Source organism: Neotamlana sargassicola (assembly GCF_020523965.1).
In the GTDB taxonomy this organism is placed as follows: domain Bacteria; phylum Bacteroidota; class Bacteroidia; order Flavobacteriales; family Flavobacteriaceae; genus Neotamlana; species Neotamlana sargassicola.
The window spans coordinates 309,713-321,175 of sequence record NZ_JAJAPX010000006.1 but is presented as its reverse complement, the minus strand read 5'-3'; the positions used below and the strand labels follow the sequence as shown (position 1 = coordinate 321,175).

Below are 11,463 nucleotides of genomic sequence, written 5' to 3'. Positions count from 1 at the left end.
CAAGCAATGGTACAGCAACAGTAAACGATGGTGGCACACCAAACGATCCAACGGATGATACGATAGATTACACGCCAAATGCAGATTACAATGGTCCAGATCAAATCACGTATCAGATCTGTGATGCAGATGGCGATTGTGAAACGGCAGTAGTAGATATTACGGTCAACTCCGTAAATGATGTACCAAGCACGACGGATGATACAGCGAGTGTAAATGAAGACGATACAGTAAACATTGTAGTATTAGACGACGATAGTTTTGGCGGCGATGGAGCAAGCACAGGAACCATCACTATCACAAGTGGTGCAAGCAATGGCACCGCCACGGTAAACGATGGTGGCACACCAAACGACCCAACCGATGATACGATAGATTACACCCCAAATGCAGATTACAATGGTCCAGATCAAATCACGTATCAGATTTGTGATGCAGATGGCGATTGTGAAACAGCAGTAGTAGATATTACAGTGAACTCCGTAAATGATGTACCAACAACAGTAGACGATACGGCAAGTGTAAATGAAGACGATACAGTAAACATTGTAGTATTAGACGACGATAGTTTTGGCGGCGATGGTGCAAGCACAGGAACGATCACTATCACTAGTGGTGCAAGCAATGGCACCGCTACGGTAAACGATGGTGGCACACCAAACGATCCAACAGACGATACGATAGATTACACCCCAAATGCAGATTACAATGGTCCAGATCAAATCACGTATCAGATCTGTGATGCAGATGGCGATTGTGAAACAGCAGTAGTAGATATTACGGTCAACTCCGTAAATGATGTACCAACAACAGTAGACGATACGGCAAGTGTAAATGAAGATGATACAGTAAACATCGTAGTATTAGACGACGATAGTTTTGGCGGCGATGGAGCAAGCACAGGAACCATCACTATCACCAGTGGCGCAAGCAATGGCACCGCTACGGTAAACGATGGTGGCACACCAAACGACCCAACCGATGATACGATAGATTACACCCCAAATGCAGATTACAATGGTCCAGATCAAATCACGTATCAGATTTGTGATGCAGATGGCGATTGTGAAACAGCAGTAGTAGATATTACAGTGAACTCCGTAAATGATGTACCAACAACAGTAGACGATACGGCAAGTGTAGATGAAGACGCTACAGTAAACATTGTAGTATTAGACGACGATAGTTTTGGTGGTGATGGAGCAAGCACGGGCACGATCACTATCACTAGTGGCGCAAGCAATGGCACCGCTACGGTAAACGATGGGGGCACACCAAACGATCCAACGGACGATACGATAGATTACACCCCAAATGCAGATTACAATGGTCCAGATCAAATCACGTATCAGATCTGTGATGCAGATGGCGATTGTGAAACGGCAGTAGTAGATATTACGGTAAACTCGGTAAATGATGTACCAACAACAGTAGACGATACGGCAAGTGTAGATGAAGACGCTACAGTAAACATTGTAGTATTAGACGACGATAGTTTTGGTGGCGATGGTCCAAGCACAGGAACGATAACCATCACTAGTGGCGCAAGCAATGGTACAGCAACAGTAAACGATGGGGGCACACCAAACGATCCAACGGACGATACGATAGATTACACCCCAAATGCAGATTACAATGGTCCAGATCAAATCACGTATCAGATCTGTGATGCAGATGGCGATTGTGAAACAGCCGTAGTAGATATTACAGTGAACTCGGTAAATGATGTACCAAGCACGACGGATGATACAGCGAGTGTAAATGAAGACGATACAGTAAACATTGTAGTATTAGACGACGATAGTTTTGGCGGCGATGGAGCAAGCACAGGAACCATCACTATCACAAGTGGTGCAAGCAATGGCACCGCCACGGTAAACGATGGTGGCACACCAAACGACCCAACCGATGATACGATAGATTACACCCCAAATGCAGATTACAATGGTCCAGATCAAATCACGTATCAGATCTGTGATGCAGATGGCGATTGTGAAACAGCCGTAGTAGATATTACAGTGAACTCGGTAAATGATGTACCAAGCACGACGGATGATACAGCGAGTGTAAATGAAGACGATACAGTAAACATTGTAGTATTAGACGACGATAGTTTTGGCGGCGATGGAGCAAGCACAGGAACCATCACTATCACAAGTGGTGCAAGCAATGGTACAGCAACAGTAAACGATGGTGGCACACCAAACGACCCAACCGATGATACGATAGATTACACCCCAAATGCAGATTACAATGGTCCAGATCAAATCACGTATCAGATCTGTGATGCAGATGGCGATTGTGAAACGGCCGTAGTAGATATTACGGTAAACTCGGTAAATGATGATCCTGTAGCAAATAATGATAGTGGTATTACTACAGAAGATGTTAATGTTGTAATAGATATTACTGATAACGATACAGATATTGATGGTACTATTGATGATTTGTCTATTGATTTAGACCCGAATACTCCAGGTCAACAAAGTACTTTTACAGTGCCAGGTGAAGGAACATTTACAGACAATGGAGATGGAACTGTAACGTTTGATCCAGTTCCTGGTTATAATAATGCAACAACAACTATAACATATACTGTTCAGGATGATGGTGGTAATGTTTCAAATGTAGCTGAAATTTCAGTTTCAATTCCAGGTTGTCCAAGTGCTTTAGATACCGATGGAGATGGATTAACAGATTGTGAAGAAACTACAGGAATTGATGACCCTAATACACCTTTAGATCCAACGAATATTCCAGGAGGTCCGGTAAGTGATCCGAATGATCCTTGTGATCCAATGGTGACTACAGGTGATTTAAGTAATTCAACATGGTCTGATGCAGATTGTGATGGTGATGGAGTAACAAATGGAGATGAAATCGATCCAGATGGTAATGGAATAGATGATGGTAATGGTACAAATCCTACCGACGCATGTGATTACAACGTATCAGATATCACAGTAGCAATAACATCAACAGAAGACTGTGATGGAGATGGAGTAACCGATGCCGATGAGATCGCTAACGGCACCGATCCAAAAGACGCATGTGATTACAACGTATCAGACATCACGGTAGCAATAACAGCTACAACCGATTGTGATGGAGATGGCGTAACCGATGCCGATGAGATAGCTAATGGAACTGATCCAAAAGATGAGTGTGATTACAACGTATCAGACATCACGGTAGCAATAACAGCTACAACCGATTGTGATGGAGATGGCGTAACCGATGCTGATGAGATAGCTAGCGGCACCGATCCAAAAGACGCATGTGATTACAACGTATCCGATGTCACGGTAGCAATAACAGCTACAACCGATTGTGATGGAGATGGAGTAACCGATGCCGATGAGATAGCTAGCGGCACCGATCCAAAAGATGCATGTGATTACAACGTATCAGACATCACAGTAGCAATAACAGCGACAACCGATTGTGATGGAGATGGCGTAACTGATGCCGATGAGATAGCTAACGGCACGGATCCGAAAGACGCATGTGATTACAACGTATCTGATATTACAGAAACCATAACATCAACCGAAGACTGTGATGGCGATGGCGTAACCGATGCCGATGAGATAGCCAATGGCACCGATCCAAAAGACGCATGTGATTACAATGTATCAGACATCATAGTATCAATAACAGCGACAACCGATTGTGATGGAGATGGAGTAACCGATGCCGATGAGATTGCCAACGGCACCGATCCAAAAGATGAGTGTGATTACAACGTATCAGACATCACAGTAGCAATAACAGCGACAACCGATTGTGATGGAGATGGTGTAATTGATGCCGATGAGATCGCTAGCGGCACCGATCCAAAAGATGAGTGTGATTACAACGTATCAGACATTACAGAAACAATAACATCGACAACCGATTGTGATGGAGATGGTGTAATTGATGCCGATGAGATCGCTAGCGGCACCGATCCAAAAGATGAGTGTGATTACAACGTATCAGACATTACAGAAACAATAACAGCGACAACCGATTGTGATGGAGATGGCGTAACCGATGCCGATGAGATAGCTAGCGGCACCGATCCAAAAGACGCATGTGATTACAATGTATCAGACATCACAGTAGCAATAACAGCGACAACCGATTGTGATGGTGATGGTGTAATAGATGCTGATGAGATTAGCGATGGTACAGATCCAAAAAATGCATGTTCTTATATGTCAGATTCTAGAACAGTGTCAGTAACCTCTAGTGTTGAATGTTTGGGAGCTATAGAAGTAGTTAAAATAGCTCATACATCAGGAACAGATGTCAACGATAGAATTACTTATTCAGTTTACGTTGAGAATACTGGAAATATGATAATAACAGATTTAATACTGGAAGATGTTTTCACAGATGTAAATGGAGTTGAAATGAGTTTGACTGAAGATTTAGAATTTGAAAGTTCAGATTTAGGTAGTGAAGAAGGAACGTTGTTAGTAGGAGAAATAGCAACTTATACAGCTAGTTTTGTAATAACAGAAGCAGCATTAAATGCAGGAGGTGTATCAAATACAGTACTTGCTAATGGCGTAGCATCAAATGGAGATTTAGTAGATGATATTAGTGACGATGATGACGATTTTGATGGAAACACAGAAGATGATCCAACGATAACAGAATTAGGTTGTTTAATAACTTTTAATGAATTTTCTCCGAACGGAGATGGAATTAATGATACATTTATTATAAATTGTATTAATAGTTATCCAAATAATATATTAAGAGTTTATAACCGTTGGGGTAACATAGTTTACGAGAGCTCTAATTATCAAAATGATTGGGATGGTATTTCCAACGGACGAGCTACTTATAATAAAAAAGAACAATTACCAGTAGGAACCTATTATTATATCTTAGATTTAAAAGACGGATCAAAACCAAAAGTAGGTTGGATATATATAAACAGGTAAACTAAAAAAATCCCTTAAGATAGAAAAACCATGATAAAAAAATCATTATTTCGAAAGAGTTTAGCGCTAATTACTTTTATAGCGTTGATTAGTACAAAAGATTCGTTTGGGCAGCAAGATGCTCAATACACACAGTATATGTACAACACTATGAGTGTTAATGCAGCTTATGCTGGCCAACGCGATGTTTTAAGTATGACTGGCTTATACAGAACACAGTGGGTAGGTGTAGATGGTGCTCCAAAAACCATGACGTTTGGTATACATTCACCTTTAAGGAATGAAAGGCTAGGGTTAGGCTTAAATATAGTTAGTGATCAACTAGGACCTTCAGTAGAGACTAATTTAGATGTTAATTTTTCATATACCATTCCTGTAAATAGTGATGGTTTGGAGTTCTCGTTTGGAGTAAAAGGCGGTGTTCATTTTTTAAATTTAGATTGGAGTAAAGGAAGGTATCAAAATTCAGATAATTTATTTAATCAAAATGTAAATTTAATATCACCAACATTTGGTGTGGCGAGTTATTTACATTCCGATAAATGGTATGTGGGGCTTTCAGTTCCAAATGTAGTTAAAACGGAGCATTATGATGATTTTCAAGAATCTGTAGCTATCGAACGTTTGCATTTCTTTTTAATAGGAGGTTATGTATTTGATATTAGTAGAAATACTAAATTAAAGCCAGCCTTTTTAGTAAAAGCAGTAGAAGGCGCACCAATAATAGCCGATTTATCAGTAAATGCACTTTTTAACGAAAAGTTTACTTTGGGCTTAGCATATCGTTGGGATGATTCGATTAGTGGTTTAGTAGGGTTTCAAATAACCGATGGTTTACTAATAGGTTATGCATACGATTTAACAAGCACTGAATTAAATAACTATAACAGTGGAACCCATGAAATCATGCTAAGATATGAGTTGCAAAAAGTAGGGCGTTTAATTTCACCAAGATTCTTTTAAAAAATATAATCATGAGAAAAATATACTTATATATACTATTATTAATTCCAGCCTTATCTGTAAATGCACAGGAGAAATTAATAAAAAAGATATCGAAAAAGAATTACGACAATTTAGCCTATGTAAAAACAAGTGAGGTATTTTTAGAAGTAGCTGAAAAAGGACATGAGTCTGAAGATATGTTTAAAAAATTAGGTAATTCCTTCTATTTTAACAATGAAATGGAATCAGCATCAAAATGGTATGGAAAATTGATGGAAATAGAAACCGGCAATTTAGATCCAGAATACTATTTTAGATATGCACAAGCCTTAAAAGGAATAGGTAATTATGAATTATCAGACCAATGGATGCGCAAGTTTGAAGCACAAAAGCCACAAGATTTAAGAGCAAAGGCCTTTGCTTCAACAGAAGATTATTTAAGTAAAATAGAAAAGGTTAGCTATAAAGGTGCTGAGATTCGGAATTTAGATATTAATTCGGAATTGTCCGATTTTGGAACCACTATATACAACGGTAATTTAATATTTTCTTCAACTCGTGGTACAGGCGAATTATATAGTTGGAACGAGCAACCGTATTTGGATCTTTATTCAGCAGAAATAGATGAAACAGGAAATATAACAAATCAAGTAAATAAATTTGGATTAAACATTAATACAAAGTATCACGAATCATCGGCTGCATATACACCAGACGGTAAATATTTATTTTTTACACGTAATAATTATTTTAAAAGTAGATATTCAGAGGATGATAAAAAGTTTAATCGCCTTCAAATTTATCGAGCAGAAATCGATGAGAATGGCGATTATAAAAACCTAACCAGTGTTCATTTTAATAATGATGAGTATAGTGTTGCGCATCCAAGTATAAACAGTACAGGAACGAAAATGTATTTTGCTTCCGATATGCCAGGAAGTACAGGTCAATCCGATATTTATGCGGTAGATATTAACAAGGATGGCACATTAGGTGAACCAGAGCATTTAGGTATAACTATAAATACAGAAGGCGCAGAAAGTTTTCCGTTTATAAGTGAAACAGGCGATTTGTATTTTTCATCGACCGGATATCCTGGTTTAGGCGGATTAGATATTTACGTAGTAAAAGGGTTCGAATCACAATACACAAGTTCTCAATCCAGAGTATTTAAAGTACAAAACATAGGAAAGCCATTTAATAGTAAGCAAGACGATTTTGCCTATTATATAAACGATGAAAAAGATCAAGGCTATTTCACATCCAACAGAAAGGGAGGAAAAGGCGATGACGATATTTATGCTTTTAATTTACCAGAATGTAAGCAAGAGTTGCAAGGCGTTGTAAAAGACGCAGAAACACAAGAGGTTTTAGCTAAGGCCAAAGTAATTTTGCAAGATGCTTTAGGTAATGTAATTGCAGAAAGTATTACAGATAAAAAAGGCGCTTATAGTTTAGAAGTAAGTTGTGATACAGAATACTTAATTAGAGGCGAAAAAACAGATTATGAGTCAAGTGAAAATCGTTTTGTAAGTACCAATCGTTTTGAAAAGCTAACTCAAGATTTAAACTTAGTTCGCGATGTTAAGCCAATACAAGTTGGAGACGATTTGGCTAAAACGCTAAACATACCGATAATTTACTTTGATTTTGATAAACATAATATACGTCCAGATGCAGCGGTAGAACTAGAAAAGGTAATAGCTGTGTTAAAACAGTATCCAACAATGGAAATTGAAGTACGATCACATACCGATAGTAGAGCAACAAAAGTGTATAATGAAGCTTTATCAACACGAAGAAATAAATCCACAAAAGCTTATATTATTGAAGAAGGGCAAATAAACCCAGATAGAATAACAGGAGCAGGTTACGGAGAGAGCCAATTAGTAAATGGTTGTAGTGATGGTGTAAAATGTTCAGAAGAAGACCATCAATTAAACCGAAGATCAGAATTTATAATTATCAAAATGTAAGTTATAAAAATAGATTCAATTATATAAAAGCACTTAAACTAATTAAGTGCTTTTTTTATTGTGTTATTGCCATAAGATTAATTTGTTTGTATTTTTGTTTAATATGGAAGAAGAAAAGGTAATACTAGTAAATAAGAATGATGAACCAATAGGATTAATGCCTAAAATGGAAGCTCATGAAAAGGCTTTACTGCACAGAGCGTTCTCTGTTTTTGTTTTTAACGATAAAAACGAATTGATGTTGCAACAGCGTGCTTTAGGAAAATACCATTCTCCAGGGTTATGGACTAACACTTGTTGCAGTCACCAGCGTGAGGGGGAAAGCAATATTGAAGCCGGTAAAAGACGTTTAATGGAAGAAATGGGCTTTGTTACAGAGTTAAAAGAAACAACTTCGTTTATTTATAAAGCACCTTTCGATAATGGTTTAACCGAGCATGAATTCGATCATGTTATGGTTGGTAGTTACAATCAAGAACCGGTAATAAATAAGGAAGAGGTTGAAGCCTGGAAATGGATGCCTTTAGAAGCCGTTAAATCAGATATTGCAAGTAACCCAGAATATTATACCGAATGGTTTAAAATAATATTTGAAAAGTTTTATCGGCATATAAATATTGAAAAATAATGAGAGCAACTGTAAGTAGAAAAGCCCATTTTAATGCTGCACATCGATTGTTTAATAAAGATTGGAGCGACGAAAAAAACCAAGCTGTATTTGGTAAGTGCAACAATCCTAATTTTCATGGTCATAACTACGAATTAATTGTAAGTGTTACAGGCGAAATAGATCCGGAAACAGGTTTTGTTATAGATATGAAAATTTTAAAAGATTTAATCTATAATGAAATCGAAGAAACTTTTGATCATAAAAACTTGAATTTAGAAGTTGATGCTTTTAAAACATTAAACCCAACAGCCGAAAACATTGCAGTTGTAATTTATAATATACTAAAACCTCATTTAAATCCTGCCTTGGAATTGCAAATAACCTTATACGAAACACCTAGGAATTTCGTTATATATTCCGGTGAATAAATACTTAATAAGTTACTACATAAATTGTTTTTTATAAACTTTTTAAGTGTAATTTTGTAGGATATAAAAAATATAAATTATGGCAAACGTTAGAGATTTAAAAAAAGATATAAACTATGTTTTAGGCGATATTATTGAAGCTGTTTATGTTTGGGAAATGGAGAATACAGACAAAGAAACCAAAGAAAGCGAAGCAATAATAGATGAAGCTATCGATACATTTGATAATTTAATAGCCAAAGTAAACGCTAAAGACGTAGAGAGCCCAAAAGCTCATTTTAAGGCAATTAATATTGAACTTGAAGAAAAAGGGAAGGCGTTAATAGAAAAGATTAATAAATTAAGTTAATTTTTTTTGTAAAGTGCTTGCAAATTTAATTTTTGCGATTATATTTGCACCCGCAATTACGCCGATGTAGCTCAGCTGGCTAGAGCAGCTGATTTGTAATCAGCAGGTCGTGGGTTCGAGTCCCTCCATCGGCTCTAAAAAAACAAAAACCTTTCAAAATTATTTGAAAGGTTTTTTGCATTTTAGAAAGGTTGCGTTCTATTTTTCAGTTTCTTTTATAGTTTTAATAAAGGTTTCAAGCTCTTTACCATATTTAGAATTTTTAATTTCTGGTGTAAGCGTTTGGTTAATAGTATCTAAAAACTTGAGCTGTGCATTATATATTTCTGAAAGTGCTAAATAAGGAGCAACTTCACTGTCTTTATGGTTTAAAGCAAAATTAACTGTATATAAATAACGTCTTCTTAACAAGCCATTATCTAGATTAACTAAAGAGTCTAGAGCAATTGAGTCTCCATCGCGTTGTGCCTCAAACTTTTCTTTAATTAGCTCCAATCGTTTATTATTAACCTTAGAAATCATTAACAAATATTCTTCATAAATTTCTTGTTGTTTAGAACCTTTAATTTTGGCATCAAAAACAAAGTTTTTAAGGCTAGTATTTATTTCAGTTATACCTTTATCTGCAAAAAATTTAATTCGATCTTGTTCGGCACTATGTTTATCTAAATCTAAAAAGAAAATTTCAGGAGATTCTAGGTCGCTTTGTAAACTAAAATTGGAGTCGCCGTTTATTACTAAACTATCTACAGTAATTAATATCGTATCTTCTATTTTTTTAAGATAAACGGTTCCCTTTTTAAGACCTTTTATATGGCCTTTTACAGTTAAATCTTTTTCTGCTTTACCACATGAAAAAGCTATAATTAATACAATTAATGCTGCTGAAAATTTTTTCATATTTCTATTAAGTTTTAAGGTGAGCAAATATCTTATAAATATAATTCTTAAGCTAATTGGTTTTTAAAATAAATGTTTTTATTCAACGTAGTTTGTTAAACATATACTAATAAAAACTGTAACACTAAAGTTTGGCACGGGTATTGTTATATAAAAAGTAATTACATTCCTATAAAAAGTTTATTGAGTGGTTACTTTAAACTTACAGAAAGTAATTCATATTTTTGGTTAGTTAGTTAGAGAAAAACACCTCGTATTCGAGGTGTTTTTTTATGTGTTTAAATAAAGATTTGTTTTTCTGAATAGCTAAAAAATGTGTATTTCGTCGATTAAAAACACTTTATCGGTAAATAATGTTAAAAAAACATGTATTTCATCGATTTATAATGTTTTTTATCGTGTTGTATTTTAAAAGAATTATATATTTGAAGTGTACTAAATAACACACTTTTTAGTTCAATGGATTAATTAATTAATATTTGCATTATGTTGTTGATGCGGTTACCCCAAATCTAACCTACATAAAAAAATTAAAGCAAATAGAGAAAAAACCGAGTTTGAGGGAACTCGGTTTTTTTATGCAATAAAGTCAAGTATAATAATAGGTTTATTGAGTGTGCCTTATTATATTTTATAAATTAGCATATATTATGAAGAATTTATTATTTGCTTTAATGTGTTTACTAGGTTTCTTATCCTTTGGGCAGCTACCTAAAGGATTTGTTTATGTAAAAGATGTTATTCCAGATTTAGATGTTGAATTAAGGTATAACACAACCAACAATTTTTTAGGTAAACATGTTGAAGGGTATTTTGCAAACCGATTAATTTTAACTAAGCAAGCGGCTGAAGCTTTAAAATTGGTACAAGAAGAACTTCAACAACAAAATTTGTGTTTAAAGGTTTATGATGGTTACCGACCGCAAGAAGCCGTTAATCATTTTGTGAAATGGGCTAGAGTATTAGATGATACTATAAATAAATCAACCTTTTACCCGAAGGAAAAGAAAAAGAATTTGTTTAAAAACGGTTATATCGCTTCTAAATCTGGACATAGTAGAGGGAGTACAGTCGATTTAACAATAATTGATGCTAATACAGGAACACCTATCGATATGGGAAGTCCGTTTGATTTTTTTGGAGAGCAATCTTGGGTTACTTATGGCAAAATAACCAAAAAGCAGCATGATAACAGAATATTGCTTCAGCGTGTTATGCAAAAACACGGATTTAGAAGTTACTCTAAAGAATGGTGGCATTTTACTTTGCGCGGTGAGCCTTTTCCTAAAACCTATTTTAATTTCCCTATAAAGTAAAG

General features: G+C 35.8%; 8 protein-coding genes and 1 tRNA gene. 8 read left to right on the top strand and 1 reads right to left on the bottom strand.

Annotated features, from left to right (window positions below):
- From LG651_RS14995 to LG651_RS14965, 7 genes are all read left to right on the top strand, one after another.
- The coding region (locus tag LG651_RS14995; protein WP_226696918.1) for an Ig-like domain-containing protein at nt 1-4,937 on the top strand (4,937 nt) is incomplete at its 5' end.
- A 30-nt stretch (nt 4,938-4,967) separates the two neighbouring features.
- Entirely contained in the window at nt 4,968-5,900 is a 933-nt protein-coding gene (locus LG651_RS14990; RefSeq protein WP_226696917.1) for a PorP/SprF family type IX secretion system membrane protein, read from the top strand.
- Nucleotides 5,901-5,911: 11 nt separating this feature from the next.
- Nucleotides 5,912-7,858, top strand: coding sequence for an OmpA family protein (locus LG651_RS14985; protein ID WP_226696916.1), 1,947 nt, complete (start codon nt 5,912-5,914; stop codon nt 7,856-7,858).
- A 103-nt stretch (nt 7,859-7,961) separates the two neighbouring features.
- Complete coding sequence (gene idi, locus LG651_RS14980; RefSeq protein ID WP_226696915.1) at nt 7,962-8,486, top strand: isopentenyl-diphosphate Delta-isomerase; 525 nt, start codon at nt 7,962-7,964, stop codon at nt 8,484-8,486.
- The gene (locus LG651_RS14975) at nt 8,486-8,896 is read left to right on the top strand and encodes a 6-pyruvoyl trahydropterin synthase family protein (RefSeq protein ID WP_226696914.1); all 411 of its coding nucleotides are present in this window, start codon (nt 8,486-8,488) and stop codon (nt 8,894-8,896) included. The genes idi and LG651_RS14975 overlap by 1 nt, the downstream gene beginning before the upstream one ends.
- Nucleotides 8,897-8,975: 79 nt before the next feature.
- Nucleotides 8,976-9,245: a hypothetical protein gene (locus LG651_RS14970; protein ID WP_226696913.1), complete on the top strand. Its 270-nt coding sequence runs from the start codon at nt 8,976-8,978 to the stop codon at nt 9,243-9,245.
- 60 nt (nt 9,246-9,305) lie between these two features.
- A tRNA-Thr gene (locus LG651_RS14965) sits at nt 9,306-9,379 on the top strand.
- Between the two features lie 64 nt (nt 9,380-9,443).
- On the opposite strand, the gene LG651_RS14960 is transcribed toward LG651_RS14965, so the two are convergent.
- The gene (locus LG651_RS14960) at nt 9,444-10,145 is read right to left on the bottom strand and encodes a DUF4369 domain-containing protein (protein WP_226696912.1); all 702 of its coding nucleotides are present in this window, start codon (nt 10,143-10,145) and stop codon (nt 9,444-9,446) included.
- 650 nt (nt 10,146-10,795) lie between these two features.
- Here LG651_RS14960 and LG651_RS14955 point away from each other — a divergent pair.
- Nucleotides 10,796-11,461 (top strand): M15 family metallopeptidase, encoded by a 666-nt coding sequence (locus tag LG651_RS14955; RefSeq protein ID WP_226696911.1) that lies wholly within the window; start codon nt 10,796-10,798, stop codon nt 11,459-11,461.
- Nucleotides 11,462-11,463 lie beyond the last annotated feature (2 nt).

Coding starts and splice junctions, on each gene's coding strand:
- LG651_RS14970 (WP_226696913.1), top strand. CDS start 8,976: ATGGCAAACGTTAGAGATTTAAAAAAAGATATAAACTATGTTTTAGGC.
- LG651_RS14985 (WP_226696916.1), top strand. CDS start 5,912: ATGAGAAAAATATACTTATATATACTATTATTAATTCCAGCCTTATCT.
- LG651_RS14990 (WP_226696917.1), top strand. CDS start 4,968: ATGATAAAAAAATCATTATTTCGAAAGAGTTTAGCGCTAATTACTTTT.
- idi (WP_226696915.1), top strand. CDS start 7,962: ATGGAAGAAGAAAAGGTAATACTAGTAAATAAGAATGATGAACCAATA.
- LG651_RS14975 (WP_226696914.1), top strand. CDS start 8,486: ATGAGAGCAACTGTAAGTAGAAAAGCCCATTTTAATGCTGCACATCGA.
- LG651_RS14960 (WP_226696912.1), bottom strand. CDS start 10,145: ATGAAAAAATTTTCAGCAGCATTAATTGTATTAATTATAGCTTTTTCA.
- LG651_RS14955 (WP_226696911.1), top strand. CDS start 10,796: ATGAAGAATTTATTATTTGCTTTAATGTGTTTACTAGGTTTCTTATCC.